Source organism: Natronorubrum marinum (genome assembly GCF_052040125.1).
Lineage (GTDB): Archaea > Halobacteriota > Halobacteria > Halobacteriales > Natrialbaceae > Natronorubrum.
Genome location: NZ_JBPPFV010000003.1, coordinates 528,286 through 543,738, shown reverse-complemented (window position 1 = coordinate 543,738; position 15,453 = coordinate 528,286). Strand labels below are relative to the sequence as shown.

20 protein-coding genes, 1 tRNA gene and 2 pseudogenes are annotated in these 15,453 nt (G+C 61.8%); 14 read left to right on the top strand and 9 right to left on the bottom strand.

The window, feature by feature from the left end; genetic code table 11:
* Nucleotides 1–10: 10 nt before the first annotated feature.
* Entirely contained in the window at nt 11–1,027 is a 1,017-nt protein-coding gene (locus tag ACSFC5_RS18985) for an NADP-dependent oxidoreductase (RefSeq protein WP_440766796.1), read from the bottom strand.
* 195 nt (nt 1,028–1,222) lie between these two features.
* Between ACSFC5_RS18985 and ACSFC5_RS18980 the strand changes: the two genes are divergently transcribed.
* The 3 genes from ACSFC5_RS18980 to ACSFC5_RS18970 all read left to right on the top strand — a co-directional run bounded on the left by ACSFC5_RS18980 (nt 1,223) and on the right by ACSFC5_RS18970 (nt 2,545).
* Nucleotides 1,223–1,918, top strand: a complete 696-nt coding sequence (locus tag ACSFC5_RS18980) for a carbonic anhydrase (protein WP_440766795.1) — start codon at nt 1,223–1,225, stop codon at nt 1,916–1,918.
* A gap of 101 nt (nt 1,919–2,019) precedes the next feature.
* On the top strand, nt 2,020–2,238 hold the full coding sequence (locus ACSFC5_RS18975; protein ID WP_440766794.1) for a hypothetical protein: 219 nt from the start codon (nt 2,020–2,022) through the stop codon (nt 2,236–2,238).
* A gap of 112 nt (nt 2,239–2,350) precedes the next feature.
* A complete protein-coding gene (locus ACSFC5_RS18970; RefSeq protein WP_005554588.1) occupies nt 2,351–2,545 on the top strand; it encodes a cold-shock protein in 195 nt (64 codons plus the stop codon).
* 79 nt (nt 2,546–2,624) lie between these two features.
* Here ACSFC5_RS18970 and ACSFC5_RS18965 read toward each other — a convergent pair whose 3' ends face one another.
* On the bottom strand, nt 2,625–2,987 hold the full coding sequence (locus ACSFC5_RS18965) for a hypothetical protein (RefSeq protein WP_440766793.1): 363 nt from the start codon (nt 2,985–2,987) through the stop codon (nt 2,625–2,627).
* A 167-nt stretch (nt 2,988–3,154) separates the two neighbouring features.
* On the opposite strand from ACSFC5_RS18965, the gene ACSFC5_RS18960 reads away from it, so the two are divergent.
* Both ACSFC5_RS18960 and ACSFC5_RS18955 read left to right on the top strand, forming a co-directional pair.
* Nucleotides 3,155–3,526, top strand: a complete 372-nt coding sequence (locus ACSFC5_RS18960; protein WP_440766792.1) for a cupin domain-containing protein — start codon at nt 3,155–3,157, stop codon at nt 3,524–3,526.
* Nucleotides 3,527–3,608: 82 nt separating this feature from the next.
* Nucleotides 3,609–3,876 (top strand): annotated as a pseudogene (locus ACSFC5_RS18955) (NAD(P)H-dependent oxidoreductase); the annotation flags it as partial.
* 19 nt (nt 3,877–3,895) lie between these two features.
* Here the strand turns inward: ACSFC5_RS18955 and ACSFC5_RS18950 are convergent.
* Nucleotides 3,896–4,207, bottom strand: coding sequence for a hypothetical protein (locus ACSFC5_RS18950; RefSeq protein ID WP_440766791.1), 312 nt, complete (start codon nt 4,205–4,207; stop codon nt 3,896–3,898).
* Nucleotides 4,208–4,496: 289 nt separating this feature from the next.
* On the opposite strand from ACSFC5_RS18950, the gene ACSFC5_RS18945 reads away from it, so the two are divergent.
* From ACSFC5_RS18945 to ACSFC5_RS18930, 4 genes are all read left to right on the top strand, one after another.
* Nucleotides 4,497–5,699, top strand: coding sequence for a FecCD family ABC transporter permease (locus ACSFC5_RS18945; protein ID WP_440766790.1), 1,203 nt, complete (start codon nt 4,497–4,499; stop codon nt 5,697–5,699).
* Between the two features lie 50 nt (nt 5,700–5,749).
* On the top strand, nt 5,750–6,619 hold the full coding sequence (locus tag ACSFC5_RS18940; RefSeq protein ID WP_440766989.1) for an ABC transporter ATP-binding protein: 870 nt from the start codon (nt 5,750–5,752) through the stop codon (nt 6,617–6,619).
* 357 nt (nt 6,620–6,976) lie between these two features.
* A complete protein-coding gene (locus ACSFC5_RS18935) occupies nt 6,977–9,043 on the top strand; it encodes a DEAD/DEAH box helicase (RefSeq protein ID WP_440766789.1) in 2,067 nt (688 codons plus the stop codon).
* Nucleotides 9,044–9,233: 190 nt separating this feature from the next.
* Nucleotides 9,234–9,929 (top strand): DUF7504 family protein, encoded by a 696-nt coding sequence (locus tag ACSFC5_RS18930; protein ID WP_440766788.1) that lies wholly within the window; start codon nt 9,234–9,236, stop codon nt 9,927–9,929.
* Between the two features lie 49 nt (nt 9,930–9,978).
* On the opposite strand, the gene ACSFC5_RS18925 is transcribed toward ACSFC5_RS18930, so the two are convergent.
* Complete coding sequence (locus ACSFC5_RS18925; protein WP_440766787.1) at nt 9,979–10,233, bottom strand: pro-sigmaK processing inhibitor BofA family protein; 255 nt, start codon at nt 10,231–10,233, stop codon at nt 9,979–9,981.
* Nucleotides 10,234–10,318: 85 nt separating this feature from the next.
* On the opposite strand from ACSFC5_RS18925, the gene ACSFC5_RS18920 reads away from it, so the two are divergent.
* From ACSFC5_RS18920 to ACSFC5_RS18910, 3 genes and pseudogenes are all read left to right on the top strand, one after another.
* Nucleotides 10,319–10,391, top strand: a tRNA-Pro gene (locus ACSFC5_RS18920).
* A gap of 79 nt (nt 10,392–10,470) precedes the next feature.
* On the top strand, nt 10,471–10,710 hold the full coding sequence (locus tag ACSFC5_RS18915; RefSeq protein ID WP_440766786.1) for a DUF7563 family protein: 240 nt from the start codon (nt 10,471–10,473) through the stop codon (nt 10,708–10,710).
* Between the two features lie 402 nt (nt 10,711–11,112).
* Nucleotides 11,113–11,415: pseudogene (locus ACSFC5_RS18910) on the top strand (PD-(D/E)XK family putative nuclease); the annotation flags it as partial.
* A 94-nt stretch (nt 11,416–11,509) separates the two neighbouring features.
* On the opposite strand, the gene ACSFC5_RS18905 reads toward ACSFC5_RS18910, so the two are convergent.
* From ACSFC5_RS18905 to ACSFC5_RS18895, 3 genes are read right to left on the bottom strand one after another with little or no spacing between them, the layout of a single operon-like run.
* The gene (locus ACSFC5_RS18905; protein ID WP_440766997.1) at nt 11,510–11,635 is read right to left on the bottom strand and encodes a hypothetical protein; all 126 of its coding nucleotides are present in this window, start codon (nt 11,633–11,635) and stop codon (nt 11,510–11,512) included.
* Complete coding sequence (locus ACSFC5_RS18900; RefSeq protein ID WP_440766996.1) at nt 11,636–11,761, bottom strand: hypothetical protein; 126 nt, start codon at nt 11,759–11,761, stop codon at nt 11,636–11,638. It lies immediately after the preceding gene.
* A 16-nt stretch (nt 11,762–11,777) separates the two neighbouring features.
* Nucleotides 11,778–12,209, bottom strand: coding sequence for a DUF8023 family protein (locus ACSFC5_RS18895; protein ID WP_440766785.1), 432 nt, complete (start codon nt 12,207–12,209; stop codon nt 11,778–11,780).
* A 111-nt stretch (nt 12,210–12,320) separates the two neighbouring features.
* Between ACSFC5_RS18895 and ACSFC5_RS18890 the strand changes: the two genes are divergently transcribed.
* Nucleotides 12,321–12,503: a DUF8053 family protein gene (locus ACSFC5_RS18890; protein ID WP_440766784.1), complete on the top strand. Its 183-nt coding sequence runs from the start codon at nt 12,321–12,323 to the stop codon at nt 12,501–12,503.
* A gap of 118 nt (nt 12,504–12,621) precedes the next feature.
* Here ACSFC5_RS18890 and ACSFC5_RS18885 read toward each other — a convergent pair whose 3' ends face one another.
* Both ACSFC5_RS18885 and ACSFC5_RS18880 read right to left on the bottom strand, forming a co-directional pair.
* Nucleotides 12,622–13,080 carry a type IV pilin domain-containing protein gene (locus ACSFC5_RS18885; RefSeq protein WP_440766783.1) on the bottom strand — a complete coding sequence of 153 codons (459 nt, stop codon included), beginning with the start codon at nt 13,078–13,080 and terminating at the stop codon, nt 12,622–12,624.
* Nucleotides 13,081–13,533, bottom strand: a complete 453-nt coding sequence (locus ACSFC5_RS18880) for a type IV pilin domain-containing protein (RefSeq protein WP_440766782.1) — start codon at nt 13,531–13,533, stop codon at nt 13,081–13,083.
* 1,228 nt (nt 13,534–14,761) lie between these two features.
* Between ACSFC5_RS18880 and ACSFC5_RS18875 the strand changes: the two genes are divergently transcribed.
* On the top strand, nt 14,762–15,418 hold the full coding sequence (locus tag ACSFC5_RS18875) for a DUF502 domain-containing protein (RefSeq protein ID WP_440766781.1): 657 nt from the start codon (nt 14,762–14,764) through the stop codon (nt 15,416–15,418).
* Nucleotides 15,419–15,453: the final 35 nt, after the last annotated feature.

The window sequence follows — 15,453 nt, the reverse complement described above, 5'->3', positions numbered from 1 at the left end:
GGCTACTCCGCTACTCCTCGCGGCCCGCGACTTTGACGACCTGCTTCCCGATGTTCTCGCCTTCGAACAGCCCGAGGAACGCGTCGGGGGCGTTTTCGAAGCCCTCGACGACGTTCTCGCGGTAGCGGATATCGTCGTTCCGGACGAACTGCGAGAGCCGTTGGAGCGCCTCACCCCAGCGCGGCTGGTAGTCGCTAACGAGCAGGCCTTCGACTTTCGCGCGGGTCTCGATGAGTTTCGCGAGCTTTCGTGGGCCGGTCGGCACCTGGGTCTCGTTGTACAGCGCGATCTGGCCGCAGACCGCGACGCGAGCGTCGACGTTCAGCCGGGGCCAGACGGCGTCCGTGATCGGACCGCCGACGTTGTCGAAGTAGACGTCGACGCCGTTCGGACAGGCCTCGTCGACCGCGCCGGAGAGGTCGTCGGTCTCCTTGTAGTTGATCGCGGCGTCGAAGCCGAGCTCCTCGGTGAGCCACTCGACTTTCGCCTCGCTACCCGCGGTGCCGACCACGCGTGCGCCCGAGAGTTTGGCGAGCTGGCCGACGACGGAGCCGACCGCGCCCGCGGCGGCGGAGACGACGACCGTGTCGCCGGGGTTGGGGTCGGCGACGTCGGTGGTGCCCCAGTAGGCCGTCACGCCGGGCATCCCGAGCACGCCGAGGGCCGTCGAAATCGGGCCGTGGTCCGGGTTCACGCGCTGGAGTTCGCCCGCGTCCGCCGCGACGTGTTCCGCCCACAGGAGATCGCCGGTGACGAAATCGCCTTCGTCGAATCTGGCGCTGTTGGACTCGAGCACTTCCCCGACGACGCTGGCCTGCATCGGATCGCCGACGTCCCACGGTTCGGCGTAGGACTCCGCGTCGCGCATTCGGCCGCGCATGTAGGGGTCGACGGACTGGTAGAGCGTCTTGATCAACACCTCGTTCGGGCCGGGTTCGGGACGGTCGACGGTGACGAGTTCGAAGTTCTCGTGGGTCGGTTCGCCGACCGGACGGCTCGCGAGCTGCCACTGTCTGGTTTCTGCCATACCCCCATTGGGTGGGGACGGTAGGTTAATATTGGTATCCCGGAACCGGCCGAAGGTTTCGTTCGTTAGATCCGGACTCGAGCCAGCGACTTGATCCGTGACCGAATCTCGCGGGGGAACCGACCGCCGTTCCCGACCCTCGCAAATCACGACCCGAAAGGAAACGTTTTGACGGAGATACGTCATCAGTACAGTATGGACCACGACGTTCTCAACGAGTTGTTAGCCGGAAACGAGCGTCACGTCGACGGCCTGCCCGACGCGTACTTCGACGCGGTGCAGACGGGACAACATCCCGACGTCGTCACCGTCTGCTGTTCGGACTCGCGAGTCCCACAGGAACGGATGTGGGGCGTCGACGATCCGGGGACGGTGTTCACTCCGAGCAACATCGGCAACCAGGTCTGGGACGAGGACGACGGCGAACAAATCGTCGACGGCGGCCTGCTGTACCCCATCCACCACGCCGACACCGACGTCGCCGCCGTCGTCGGCCACACCGGCTGTGGAGCCGTTACCGCGGCGTACCAGGCCGCAACCGGCGGCAGCATGCCCGGTCCGCGCGGCGTCGACAAGTGGGTCGGACAGCTCGTCCCCGTCGTCGAGGAGGCCCTCGAGAGCGACCTGATCGACGCCGACGCCGACGAGGAAACCGTGATCAACCAGCTCGTCGAGTACAACGTCGACCACCAGACGACGTTCCTCCGCGAGTCCGACGATGTCCCGGACGACATCGACGTCTACGGCTTCGTCTACGACTTCCAGGGCATCTACGGCGACGAACACGGGCGTGCGTATCTGGTCAACGTCAACGGCGAGACGAACCCTGAAGCGATTGCCGAGGAGATTCCACCGGAGTACGCGGAGGCGACGCGCAGTCTGCTCTACTGAGGGGGATCACGCCCGTCAGATATCGAGTTCTGTCGCGTCGAGCCGGACTCGAGCGGCCCGCTGCCGGTAGCGTTTTGCCGACCGCGATGAAACGTACGCCTATGCGGGAGTACCTCGAGTCGGACACCGGCTTCTACTACGCTGTCGGCGCCTTTACGATCGTCGTCTTCCTCCTGGCCCTGGCAGTGCTCGCGATGGTCAACCCGGGCGGCATCGGCGCGATCGAACTCGGCGGACTCGTCGTTGGCTTCTTCCTGTTCATGCTGGTGTTTTTCGTCTCGGTGGCGGTCCACCGACTCGAGGAGCGAAACGAGCTGTGAGCGACCGAAAAGAGCTTCCCAAACAGGCGGTAGGCGTCCACTACGGGGAGATACCGGCCAAATGAATCGAGTCGCAGGCTTTATGCGTATCGGAGCACTCTCTTTAGAAGCAATGGCGAAAGGAACCGTTGATTTCTTCAACGACACTGGCGGCTACGGATTCATCGAGACTGAGGACGCGGACGACGACGTGTTCTTCCACATGGAAGACATCGGCGGCCCGGACCTTGAGGAAGGACAGGAGCTCGAGTTCGACATCGAGCAGGCCCCCAAAGGCCCGCGCGCGACGAACGTCGAGCGCCTGTAAATCGGAATTCGCGGAGGTATCGGCACTTCAGAACTGTATTTTACATCCTCGAGCGACGCGGCCGTCTCGAGCTACCGAGTCACCTCCCTCGCGCGAGTACGGCGAGCGTCGTACTCCAGAGAGCGGCGAGCCAGAACTGAAAGAGCGTGGGACCGTGTTCGCGCGGAACGAGCAGCGAGCTCGCCATCGAAACGGCGATGAACGCACCCAGAAGGGCAATCTGTCGTCGGTCGCTGAACGATCCGAACCCAACGCTGACGGCCAGTCCGAGAAGCGACACGCCGACGATCGCCCCGGTGACGACCGCGACCGCCGTCGCCTCGAGCGAGACGACGACCCACGCCTCGCCGATTCCGAACAAAAACGCGGACATCGCCACCGCTTGTAGTAGCACCCACCACGGGGCGTCCAGTGGCCGTGAGTCAATCGTCGTCCCGGTCATTATAGTGCAGTGAACTAATAGAGAGATAAACATATTGGATCGGCGACGGTCGGAACTGGCAGACCCGTCCAGCTGTGAACTACGCGGGGGGGTGCGGTCCGACAGTCGCCCCATTCGAGAGCTACCGCATTCGTTTTCGTGGTCCCGCTCTAATTCACGGTCGACCAATGACCGACATCGACCCGACGATTCGCCGACGCGACGAGATCGAGTACGAACCCGTGAGCGCCGCCGACGGCCTCGAGAAGGGCGTCCTGATCGACGAAACGGACGGGGCGCCGAACTTCGCGATCCGACGGTTCGTCCTCGAGGCCGGCGCCGAGGTCCCCGAACACACTAACGAGGTCGAACACGAGCAGTACGTCCTCGAGGGATCGTACACAGTGGGAATCGGAGAGTCGGAATACGAGGTCAGCGCGGGCGATTCGCTGCTCATCCCCGGCGGGACCGTCCATTGGTACCGAAACGAGGGCGACGAGCGGGGCGCGTTCATCTGTGCCGTGCCGAACGGCGACGATGCGATCGAACTGGTCGAGTGAGCGACGGCGACTCGGTGACGGATACGGATGCGACGCCACTGGCAGCCACGAATTCGCCTCCGTCTACCCGAACTAGTGAATAACGGTGTCCACGCGGCTCGAGGGCTTTTTCGACCGCATCTTCGAACCAGGGTTCGCATTCGCGGCGTACGAGGAGCGAGGGCGCAGGCCACGCCGAACTGCTCGACGACAAAACGGCCGAGACGAGCATCACGGTGGGCATGCCGCCGCGGGCCTACCGCTAGATCTACCGCCGGCCGGAGACCAGCGCCGTCAAACGCGCCACGCTTGGCTACGCTGGCGTGCGGATCACGCGGGTGACCGAACTGGAACCAATCGAGTCATCGACGTCGCCGCGGACCGTGCCGCCTAGAAGCGAACGATCGGCGTTCGATTCGGCGTCGACGACGCCGCTCGGTTCGCCACGGGAACGACGCCGATTGCCGCCGCCGCGGGCGTCGGCTGGCACGCGCTTGGCATGGTTCCAAATCCGTAGGGGTTCGCGAACGTCCTGTGCGTACCACACGTCCTCGAGTTGGCGTGGACGATTCGCCGCCCGCTCTCGTCGGCATCGGGTCCCCGACGCATCGACGCACAGATGATCGTCTCGCTGAGTTTAATCATCCGGTTCAGCGTCGTCCCGCTCGCGGGACTGCCGTGACGCTCGATCGGCCGGGTCACCGGGCACCTTCTGATCGGTTTCGAGGTGTTCGCTTGCTACTTCCGGGACACCACTTAGGAATCCCTAAAACGATGGCTTTTTCAACAATTAGGTCAGCCTAAAACACATGAACGGGATAGTGACGCGGCACCCCTTCCACGCTTCGGGGGAGGCGGAAGGGGGGACTCTCGCCGCCCATGCCGACGAGTTCGGGGTCGACGACGTGTCGACGACGGGATCGATCCATCCCGCCGACAACCGTCGAGTTTCGAGTACGGGGCTCGAGAACCGTTCGAAACGGTACTCACGATGAGCGAGGACGTTTCGACGTCGACGGACCGCGGCTCCGGGACCGGCGCGACCGACGACGGCATCGCCTCCGGCCGGGGCGATCGCCTCTCGTGGCTCGACTCGAGTCTGTTCGGTCTCGCCGCCGCGAGCGTCGCGATCGTTCTCGCGTCGCTGTTCATTCAGGTAAGCTTCGGGACGTACACCATGTCGATCACCGACGCCTGGTTCGCGCTGTTAGACGCCGACGTCTGGTACGAGCCGCGAGTGCTGGCCTCGTTCCTGCTCGGCGAGGAGCTGATGCGGACCGTCCTCTTCGTCCCCGAGAGCTACCAACTGCCGGATCTCGCGACGAATACGAACATCGTCTGGAACCTGCGGTTCCCGCGCGTGCTCGTCGGCACCTTCGTCGGCATGAACCTCGCTATCTCCGGAGCGATCTTTCAGGCGGTCACGCGCAACGAGCTCGCGAGTCCGTACATTCTCGGCGTCTCGTCGGGGGCCGGCCTGGCGATCCTGCTCACGCTCGTCGTCTTCTCGGGTATGAGCACGCTTCTGCCGTTTACGGCCGCCTTCGGCGGTGCAGCGGCATTTCTCGTCGTCTACGCCATCGCCTGGAAGGGCGGGACGAGCCCCGTGCGGCTGGTGCTCGCGGGGGTCATCGTTGCCACCGTCTGCACCTCGTTACAGACCGCCCTCTACCTCTTCGCTGACGATATCTCGACCGTCCAGTCGGCCGTCGCGTGGACCACGGGCTCGCTCACCGGCACCGACTGGGGCGACGTCCGACTCGTCTTCCCGTGGACCGTGATCGCGATGGGGCTCGCGCTCGCCGGCTCGAGACAGCTGAACGTCCTCCTGCTCGGCGAGCAGACCGCCGGCGCGCTGGGGATGTCGGTCGAGCGCGTCCGCTTTGCGCTCTCCGCGGTCGCCATCGTCGCCGCCTCGGCGTCGATCGCCGTCGCGGGCATCGTCGGCTTCGTCGGCCTCATCGTCCCCCACGTCGTGCGAACGATCGTCGGCAGCGACTACAAACGGCTGATGATCGGCTGTATCTTCGTCGGTCCCGCGCTGATGGTGTCGGCCGACGTGGGCGCGCGCCTCGGAATGCAGGTCCTGTTCGACAGCCCGAATCAGCTCCCGGTCGGCATCCTCACCGGACTGATCGGGGGGCCCTACTTCCTCTACCTGATGCGCAAACGCGAGCAACTCGGTGAACTATGAGCAAGGAAAATCCCATCGAATCGACGGCCGAAACGCGAACCGACACTGCAATGAGCACCGACGCCGCCACCGGTCCCACCGCTGACGCAATCGAAGACGCCGACGCGGTCGAGGACGCCGGTGCCGACGACTCGAGCCAACTGGTCGGCGAAGCGCTCGAGATCGGCTACCCCACGACGGAAGAGCCGGTCGTCGAGATCGATCGACTCGACCTCCCCGCGGGCGAGGTGACGGCGCTGGTCGGTCCGAACGGCAGCGGCAAATCGACGGTGCTGAAGTCGCTGGCCCGCCAGCACGCGCCCGACGACGGCGTCGTCCTCCTGAACGGCGAGGATATCGACGAACTCGGCTCCAAGGCGTTCGCCCGCCGCGTCGGCCTACTCTCCCAGGAGCACGACTCGCCGGGCAGCATGACCGCCGAGGAACTGATCTACTACGGTCGGTACCCCCACCGGGGCTTCTTCGACGCCGTCGACGACGACGACGAGGCGGCCGTCGAGCGCGCGATCGACCTCGCGGGCGTCGACCACCTGCGCGACGAAGAGGTCGGCAACCTGAGCGGCGGCCAGAAACAGCTCATCTGGATCGCGATGGTGCTCGCCCAGGAGACCAACGTCCTCCTGCTCGACGAGCCGACGACCTACCTCGACCTCCACCATCAGCTTCGCGTGATGGAGGTCGTCCAGACCCTGAACGAGGAACTCGGCGTCACCATCGGCGTCGTCCTCCACGATATCTCCCAGGCCGCCCGCTACGCCGACAACCTCGTCGCGCTCAAAGACGGCTCCATCTTCGACTGGGGACCGCCGGACGAAGTCGTCACCGACGAACTGCTCGAGGAGGTCTTCGGCGTCGTCGCCACCGTCGGCTACGGCGAGGAGGGCCCGACGATCATGCCCCACCATCCCGTCGAGGACTGAGCCGCAGACGGTCGTCCAGCCGCTCTCGTCCAACAGCCCTCACAGCCGCCAAACGGCTGTCGAAGGGCGGCCGGCGACGTGCTGGCCGCCCGGAGACACGGAGACACGGAGTCGGGGAGGCGCGGCCGCGGTCGCGTGCGGAACTGGTGTCTCGAAACGTGGGAACTGGTGTCTCGAAACGTGGGATCTGGCACTTCGAGCAGTGGCGTCTCGGATAAGTGAAGCGAGCCGCGGGTCGAGCGAATCGAAGCCGCTGCCGGCGGAGTACCAGTGCCTCGAGACAGTTAGTTGTGGCTCGTTATCAGGCAACACGGAAAGTCCGAATCGCTCAAGTACGCCACGCGACTATCTGTTGTCGTGTCGAAGCAGGTCCAGGAGGTCGAGACGATCTTTTGTCACGAGGTCGGCAGCGACTATCTCGTCGTCGTCGAACGTGACGGACAGCGGCTGTTCCGGGCGAAGCTCGGGCTGTCGGAAACCTCGGCCGGTCCCCGCCCCGCGAAGTTCCGACTGAAAGACGGCTCGAGCGAGGAGCCCCGCCAGCCCGACGAGTTCGTCGAACTCGCCCGCCGAGCGAAGCGGATCCGTATCTCGGAACAGACCTCGCGGGCGGGTCGTCAGGAACTCACCGAGATGTTCGGCGGCTACCAGCTCGAGGACAAGACCAAGACCGTCCGGACCTGTCGGTACTGCGCCTCCGCGGGCCGCTACTCGCCGATCACGACAGAGACCGCGATCAAGGACGACAACGACTGGATCTGCAAGGACTGTGCGCGCCAACAGCTCGAGCGGCAGTTGAGCTACGCCGGTGGCGGCGAGGTGACGGGAGCGGCCAAGGACCGCCTTGAGGACCTCATGATGGAGGTCCAGGACCTAGAACGGATCGTCAACCTGCTAAAAGGGCAACTCGACCCCGACCTGACGAAGTTCGATACCATCTCGGCGACGACCGACGAGGTCGACCCCGTTCGAGTGGACTCGATGAACCTGCATCCGGGCGTCCAGAACCTGCTCGAGAACCGATTCGAGACCCTGCTGCCGGTCCAGAGCCTCGCGGTGGACCACGGACTGTTCGACGGCGACGATCAGATGGTGGTCTCGGCGACGGCGACCGGGAAGACGCTCGTCGGCGAGATGACCGGGATCGACCGCGTGCTCGAGGGGAAGGGGAAGATGCTCTTTCTCGTCCCGCTCGTCGCACTCGCGAACCAGAAGTACGAGGATTTCCAAGACGAGTACGGCCACCTCGTCGACGTCTCGATTCGCGTGGGCGCGAGCCGGATTTCGGACAACGGCAACCAGTTCGATCCCGACGCCGACGTCATCGTCGGCACCTACGAGGGGATCGACCACGCGCTGCGGACGGGCAAGGAGATGGGCGACATCGGGACCGTCGTCATCGACGAGGTGCACACGCTCAAAGAGGAAGAACGGGGCCACCGACTGGACGGGCTCATCTCGCGATTGAAGTACACCTGCGAGCAGCGAGCGAAACGCCGCGAGGAGTACGGCGGTGCACAGTGGGTCTACCTCTCCGCGACCGTGGGCAACCCCGAGCAGTTGGCGACGGCGCTCGAGGCGAAACTCATCGAGTTCGAGGAGCGGCCGGTCCCGATCGAGCGCCACGTCACGTTCGCCGACGGCCAGGAGAAGGTCCGCATCGAGAACAAACTCGTCAAACGGGCGTTCGACACCGAGTCGTCGAAGGGGTATCGCGGGCAGACGATCATCTTTACGAACTCCCGGCGACGGTGTCACGAGATCTCGCGAAAACTCGAGTACTCCGCCGCGCCGTACCACGCGGGGCTGGACTACCGGAAGCGGAAACAAGTCGAACGCCAGTTCGGCGAGCAGGAGTTGTCGGCAGTCGTCACGACCGCAGCCCTCGCGGCAGGGGTCGACTTCCCGGCCTCGCAAGTCATCTTCGACTCGCTGGCGATGGGGATCGAGTGGCTCTCGGTCCAGGAGTTCCACCAGATGCTCGGCCGCGCGGGTCGGCCGGATTATCACGATAAGGGAACGGTGTACGTCCTCGTCGAACCCGACTGCGCCTACCACAACTCGATGGAGATGAGCGAGGACGAGGTCGCCTTCAAGTTGTTAAAGGGGGACATGGAGTCGGTGATGACCCACTACGACGAGGACGCGGCCGTCGAGGAGACGCTCGCGAACATCACGGTCGGCGGGAAGGCCGCGAAGACGCTCAACGATCGCATGCTCGGCGACATCCCGACGAAACACGCCATCGGAAAGCTCCTGCAGTACGACTTCATCGACGGCTTCGAACCCACGCCGCTGGGCCGCGTCATCACGAGGCACTTCCTCGATCCCGGCGACGCGTTCGCGCTGCTCGACGGCATTCGGAAGGACGCCCACCCCTACGAACTCGTCGCCGACCTCGAACTTCGAGACGACGACCTGTAGGCGGTCTCGAGTCCGCGTCGAAAGAGTCGGTCCCCAACTGCGTCGAAAGAGTCGGTCCCCAACCGCGTCCGGGGATCAGACCCACGCGACTCCGGCCGCAACCCTTTTGTGGAACGTATCAGCGGCCGGAACGGTAAAGACCGAGAGTGCCCATGCAGCTATCAGCACGGGGACTACCCCGACGAGATAAATGGAGCCCGAACTCCCAGCCGAGATCGAACCGCCGGCGAACGTCTTGCTCGTTCACCCAGCCCACAGCGAGTCCGACGCCTGCGCCGAACTCCGTCACGAGCACGACCACACAGCCGAACTCAGAGTGACGTTCGGCGACGATCAGCCGACGGAGCCGGATTCGAACGACGTGGACGGAACGCTCGGACTGCTTCAGGTTGGGGACCTGTTGCACAGCACCGATGCGGACCCCGACTTCACCGACACCGTCGTCGTTGACTCCGTCTGCGATCCGACCGATCTCTCCGAAATCGGCGTCGCAGTCAGTCGATTCTGCAAACATTGGACCGATTCGGACGCGCAGATCACGGTCTGTTTCGACTCGCTCGACGCAGTGCTGTGCGGTTCGTCTCCCAACCACGCCTTCCAGTTCGCACACGTACTCACGAACCGACTCGCGAGCGTCGACGCCTCCGCACACTTTCACCTCGATCCGACGCGCCACGAGGATCGGGTCGTCTCGACGTTCGGGACGATTTTCGATGCCGTCGTCGCCGACGAGGACGCCGAAGACTCGCTCCCGGAGGCAACCGACGAGGAGGTCGCTGATCTGCTCGCGCAGTGGAACGACGGCGCGGCAGGCACGATCGAACTCGAGCCGACGCCGACGGCCGAGGCGACGGACGAAGACATCGCCCGGATTCTGGAGAAGTGACGGCGTGAACGGACTGACAGAGATCCGCTGGCGCGTGTGAGACTCGTAGTTACGGAACGAACGCGATGCCGAACAGTGCGAGGACAATCACGGCGATCGCACCGAGAACGCCGCCCAGGGCGACGATCAGGAGGACGATCGGCGTCACCGCGATGGGAAGCGCGAACACCGCGTTAGCGAGGAACAAGACGAGCAGTCCGACGACCGCGTTGACGATGAACGGGCTAATCGCACGGACGATAGTTGCCGCAGCGAGTACACCCACGAGAACGAGGACGAGGAGGAGGATTTCGAGACCAGTCATGTGCTCGGCGGTATCACCTCGACCGGTAAAACCGTTCGGTGCGTAACGAAACCCTTTATGCAGTGCACCAGTTAGAGAGAGGTACGGGATCGTGGGTTAGCTTGGTATACTTCGGGCCTTGGGTGCCCGTGACCCCGGTTCAAATCCGGGCGATCCCATACTGTATAAAAGTGAAGCGGCGCTTTTTGCCGCTTCACGGCCTTCGTTCTCACATTACGTAGCAGCCGCTTTCTGGAGGTGGTCGGCGTGACGATCGCACCGTGGCCGTCGGTCGACAACTCGACGTGCAAACACTGCGGAGCGTACGTTTCCGACCGCTTCTGCCGCGTTTACGGCGACAACAACGACCGCGCCCATCGTTGCGGAGAGTGTGACTCGTACCGCCGACTGACCCGCGGGTCCGCAGCTGGCGTTCCCGTCAGCATTCCCGATCCGGAGACGGCCGTCGGTCACCACGGAGGTGAGGCCGATGTCTGAGTTCGTCCGGGCGAGTCAGCTGTGCCTCGTCGAGAGTCGGACGCCCATAGCCTATCCAGTTCATCAGGCGACCGATGCCGATGTTCGTCACGTTCTCGAGGAGCGTGAGATTCGGGCTGACGGTGGCAACGCCTCGAGCAGGTCTGAACAACGGCCCCGACAGCTACATGAACAGTTGGGAGGGGAAAATTGCACCTGCTGTGGCCGCATCTGCCAAAAAGAGCAGAAAAGCGAAATCCCGACTAAATTCGTGTTCGGGCGTGCGAACCGACGCATAGACGTACGCTGCCAAACTGAGTACCACGACCCGGATCACGAGTTATCTTCTACTAAAGTAGTAGGACAGTCCCGTTCAGATCAGTCACTACACACGGCTACTGTGCGAGAGGACGGTGATTCGCGATGAGTTCGCGGACATCCGAACTCGAGAGCTCGAAGGCCAGCGGCGACGCCCTCGAGGCGGAGATCGTGCAGGTGATCGACGCCCTGGAGTACGTCGGTGATCGCACGGCCACCTGGCACGACGCGCGAACGACGGCCGTCCTCGAGGCGAGCCGATCGCTGCCGTTCTACGGCATCGTTCTCGTCGAGCCCGAGACGCCGATCGAGATCAAGGGCTGTCAGATCGAGACGAGCAACGGCAGCCGATCGACTCGAGGCCGGTTCTACGTCAAACGAAGCGCTCACGAGCAGTTACTCGAAGCGAGGAACCGTCGCCGGTTAAGTGAGCAGCCCGGCACGACCTCGTGGGCCGTGGGCTGTGGGCGTGGGCTGAAGTCCTCTGCCGAGTCGATCGACATCAGAAGACACCCCCGTAAAAGAACAGGAGCATCAGCGCCGCGCACGTCCCGACCGTCAGCAGCCCGACCGCCTCGAGCAGTTCGTGGGTCGTCTCCCGCAGTGGGAGCCGTCGGAGAACCCGCATTCAGACCACCCCCGCAGCCATCACCGCCGAGAGGCCGGTCGACACGACCGACGCCGTGACGATGTAGCCCGTCATCACCGAACTGTACCACTCCGCCGACTTGCCGCTGAAAACGTTGGAACTCATGTCTGGAACCTCCGAGTTACTTGTAGGCGATCACGTAGAACGTCGCGCCGTTCAGGAAGACCGTGAACCAGCCGACGTACCACATGCTCTCGAGGGTGACCGTCATCGCCGGAACGAGTGCCCCGAGAATGTTCAGGATCACGGCCAAGAGCACGACGACGGTCTCGACGTCCGTCCAGTCCTCCGGCGTGCTTTCGTTCGTCAGCCACCCGATCAGCAGGATCCCGATCGAGAGGATGAACGCGTACGTGATCTCGGTGCCGTGGGCCGCGTACAGCGCGTCCGTCAGCGCGAAGTTCAGCGGTTGGCTGAACTCGAGCGTGCCGACCGCGCCGATTGAGAACGACGCGAGCACGAACAACGGCGCGAGAATGCTGTCTGTTAGGTCGATACCGTTCTCCTGACGAATCGAGTCAGGAACGTACTTCTGCGGTAGGCTGAGTGCCATACGCAAGCCCAGTTCCCCCAATCTGACAAAATCGTTAGGAATACCACCGGAGTCCCTTGGGTATCCAGAGGTTCACCAAGTTTTATGAGAAGTGGGGTTGCGCGCCGAGGTATGGCGCTAAATAAAATACGACAACTGGACAAGGACTCGGTCGGGATCACGCTCCCGAAAGACGACATGCGCGTCGAGGGGCTTATCGACGAAAACGGAGAACTCGAGGGCGACCACCACGTCCATATCCGTTACGTTAGCGACGGTGAATGGAAGGTCGAACTTGTCGAAGGGGTCAGCTAGTAACCTAATATCAACTGGAACGAATTGGTGAGATTTGCGTACTAATAGCTACGAAGAACTGAAATCAGCTAAAAAAGTCAGTTGAGATGAAAACGCGAAATTGCCTACAGGAGTTTCGTTAGACCTCGCCGTCAGACACTGCAGTCACGGTGTCAACTTGGCTTTCCAGCGTTCCGCTTCCGCTGCTGAAAGATGTGTTGCTACCGATATATGCGTAGACGATGTAATTGTCTACGTCAGCACCTGAACTACTTAAATCATAAGTTGCCGACGTACCAGTAGTCGTAATTACGTCGTTTTGCGAAGTGATTTCTCCATTACCATCAGTCAGGATGACGCCGTCAGCGTCGCCCATATCTGAGACGGTAACTGTAACACTTTCACCTTCAACATCCACGGTGACTGCAGCGTTAACGCTACTATCTCCCAGATCGTCACCGATGTCCAGAACGAATGCTGCAATCACTGCTGCAAGAATAACAGTTATTGCGACCATAAGAATAACTCCGATCACCGGAGAGACTGCCCGCTCGTCTTCGCTCCCGACCAGTTTGTTGCGATATTGTTTGAGATCCATTTAGACTTCACCCTCAGACACTGCGGTTAGAGTATCAACTTGGCTTTCCAGCGACTCAGTGTCACTAAAGCTCGATGCAGTGGTCGTACTACCTATGTATGCGTACACAATGTACCCGTCGCCACTAGTTAGACTGTGTGTATTAGATGTACCAGTGGTAGTGAGCACCTCACTTTCTCCAATGATTTGTCCGTCATCATCAGTCAGAACAACACCGTCAGCGTCGCCCATATCTGATACAGTGACTGTGACATCTGTTCCGTCTTCATCTACAGTCACAGCAGCGTTAACACTGCTGTCACCCAGGTCGTCACCGATATCGAGCACGAACGCCGCGATCACAGCTGCCAGAATCACAGTGATGGCAACCATCAAAATAACCCCGATAACTGGGGACACAGCCCGTTCCTCTTCGCTTCCGATCAACTTCTGTCTGTATTTGGTCAAATCCATTGTTGTCACGCACCCCGAGAACGGTCGGAAAGCTTATTCTCGGCGGTGTGATACCACCGTGTGACGCTCAGGGGGATTGGGTTTGCACAACCATCCCGTGCGTCGTCCTTCCTGCCGTTCGGTTTTGGTGCTAATAGCAACCAGCCTACTGTTCCCATATATACCTAGAGGATAGTGAAGGTCTCAGTGAGTGATATCGGTTTCATCAATGATAATCAGTGTCCGGTAGAATCGCTCCAATGTACCCTTGAAACGCCTGAAGTGAGCGATATCGGGCGTCTCAGATATCGGTAATAATGCTTTTGGCTGGGTAGCAACACCACAGCAGTATGTCCAAATCGGCACTCGTCTCCGAGCGCGCTCTCGCCCGCACCTACAACACGCCCTCTTACGCGGATCCATTCGAGTCCGCCGAAGACTACGAACGGGTAATGGAATACGCGAGCAAGCACCCGAACAAAGGATCAAGCGCAATCTCGTCTCAATTGGAACTCCCCCGCGGCCGAATCCGACCGTGGGTAGAGAACAATTCGAAACCCGATCCAGTTCGGGCGATCCCACTAATTTTGCGCCGAACAATTCCGTGAGGCGTAACTTCGTTATATCGACGGGTTTGGACCCTGGAAGTCGCAGCGCTCGAGCGAAGCGAGAGCGACGTCTTGCTCCGGTTCAAATCCGGGCGAGCCCTGATTCCTCGGATGGAATTCTTCTGAGAGAATAACCAGAGATCGCAACAGCGAAAGACTGTCTCTCATTCAAGTCTCCCCTATTGAAACGACGGAAAGCCTCGAGTACCCCATTTACTCGGCTAACAGAACGAACTCCCGTCCGCCGCAACGACAGCCGCCGGGGCGGCCGATACTTCGAATCGATCCGTCCGGAGCGATACTGGCTGCGAAAATCACATCGCAATCGATGCACTGGGCTACCGCCCGCTGCGGTTCGTTACCCCTCATGCCGTACCGATATCGACTGGTCCAGCACCTTGGTATCCGACGTTCATTTTGGCCACTTCTGGACAGTTTACGGTCCGAAGCGGCCTTTTATTCGTTTCATTTGCTATACGACGTTGGAGACGTCGTTGGACGGCGACTTCTCATCGAGACAGCTAGCAGCGGGCGGAGAACTCGATGCAGCCGAAACCGTCCCGCGAATCGAACCCATCACCTAACACGACGGTCCCTGCAAGCCGAACGACTTCCCGATCGCATCCGTTCGCCTAGCACACATGCCGGAGCCTCGAGGCGGCCCGAAAGCCCACTTCAAGCGCTGGCTCATCAACGGAATCGCGATCGCGATCCCGTTGGTGATCACGCTCTTGGTGTTGCTCGTCGTCGTCGATTTCATTCTCGGCGTGCTCTCGCCGATCGTCCAGGGAATTATCTACGTGCTACCGAACGACCCACCGACGGCAGTCGTCCAGTTGGTGACGCTCCTCTCGCTGATCGCGTTCTTCGTCGTGATCGGCATCGTCGCGGAGTACACGCCCGGACGGTACATCTCGAGGCGCGTCCACGCGACGATGGAGACCATTCCGGGAATCAGCACGGTCTACGAGAGCGTCCGCCGGGCCAGTAACATGCTCCTCAACGATGATACGGAGCAGTTCAAGGACGTGAAACTCGTCGAGTTCCCCCATCGGGACGCCTACATGCTGGCCTTTCTCACCGCGGATACCCCACGAGTGGTCGAAGAGCGCGTCGACGACGGCACGATGGAGACCGTTATGGTTCCGCTCGGTCCGAATCCGACAACCAACGGGTTCGTGATGCATATGCCCACCGAGCACGTCTACAACGTCGATATCACCGTCGAGGAGGCCGTTCGCTCGATCGCGACGCTCGGCGTCGCCTCCAACGAACTCGGCGAAGCGGAACACGAGTGAAACTATCGACGATCCGACTAGCATCGGCGATGACC

Bases quoted from the DNA above. Each gene is read 5' to 3' on its own strand.
- ACSFC5_RS18895 (WP_440766785.1), bottom strand. From the start codon at position 12,209: ATGGCACTCAGCCTACCGCAGAAGTACGTTCCTGACTCGATTCGTCAG.
- ACSFC5_RS18880 (WP_440766782.1), bottom strand. From the start codon at position 13,533: ATGGATTTGACCAAATACAGACAGAAGTTGATCGGAAGCGAAGAGGAA.
- ACSFC5_RS18975 (WP_440766794.1), top strand. From the start codon at position 2,020: ATGCGGGAGTACCTCGAGTCGGACACCGGCTTCTACTACGCTGTCGGC.
- ACSFC5_RS18940 (WP_440766989.1), top strand. From the start codon at position 5,750: ATGAGCACCGACGCCGCCACCGGTCCCACCGCTGACGCAATCGAAGAC.
- ACSFC5_RS18985 (WP_440766796.1), bottom strand. From the start codon at position 1,027: ATGGCAGAAACCAGACAGTGGCAGCTCGCGAGCCGTCCGGTCGGCGAA.
- ACSFC5_RS18970 (WP_005554588.1), top strand. From the start codon at position 2,351: ATGGCGAAAGGAACCGTTGATTTCTTCAACGACACTGGCGGCTACGGA.
- ACSFC5_RS18900 (WP_440766996.1), bottom strand. From the start codon at position 11,761: ATGAGTTCCAACGTTTTCAGCGGCAAGTCGGCGGAGTGGTACAGTTCG.
- ACSFC5_RS18925 (WP_440766787.1), bottom strand. From the start codon at position 10,233: ATGACTGGTCTCGAAATCCTCCTCCTCGTCCTCGTTCTCGTGGGTGTA.
- ACSFC5_RS18930 (WP_440766788.1), top strand. From the start codon at position 9,234: ATGGAGCCCGAACTCCCAGCCGAGATCGAACCGCCGGCGAACGTCTTG.
- ACSFC5_RS18960 (WP_440766792.1), top strand. From the start codon at position 3,155: ATGACCGACATCGACCCGACGATTCGCCGACGCGACGAGATCGAGTAC.
- ACSFC5_RS18890 (WP_440766784.1), top strand. From the start codon at position 12,321: ATGGCGCTAAATAAAATACGACAACTGGACAAGGACTCGGTCGGGATC.
- ACSFC5_RS18945 (WP_440766790.1), top strand. From the start codon at position 4,497: ATGAGCGAGGACGTTTCGACGTCGACGGACCGCGGCTCCGGGACCGGC.
- ACSFC5_RS18905 (WP_440766997.1), bottom strand. From the start codon at position 11,635: ATGCGGGTTCTCCGACGGCTCCCACTGCGGGAGACGACCCACGAACTG.
- ACSFC5_RS18875 (WP_440766781.1), top strand. From the start codon at position 14,762: ATGCCGGAGCCTCGAGGCGGCCCGAAAGCCCACTTCAAGCGCTGGCTC.
- ACSFC5_RS18965 (WP_440766793.1), bottom strand. From the start codon at position 2,987: ATGACCGGGACGACGATTGACTCACGGCCACTGGACGCCCCGTGGTGG.
- ACSFC5_RS18885 (WP_440766783.1), bottom strand. From the start codon at position 13,080: ATGGATCTCAAACAATATCGCAACAAACTGGTCGGGAGCGAAGACGAG.
- ACSFC5_RS18980 (WP_440766795.1), top strand. From the start codon at position 1,223: ATGGACCACGACGTTCTCAACGAGTTGTTAGCCGGAAACGAGCGTCAC.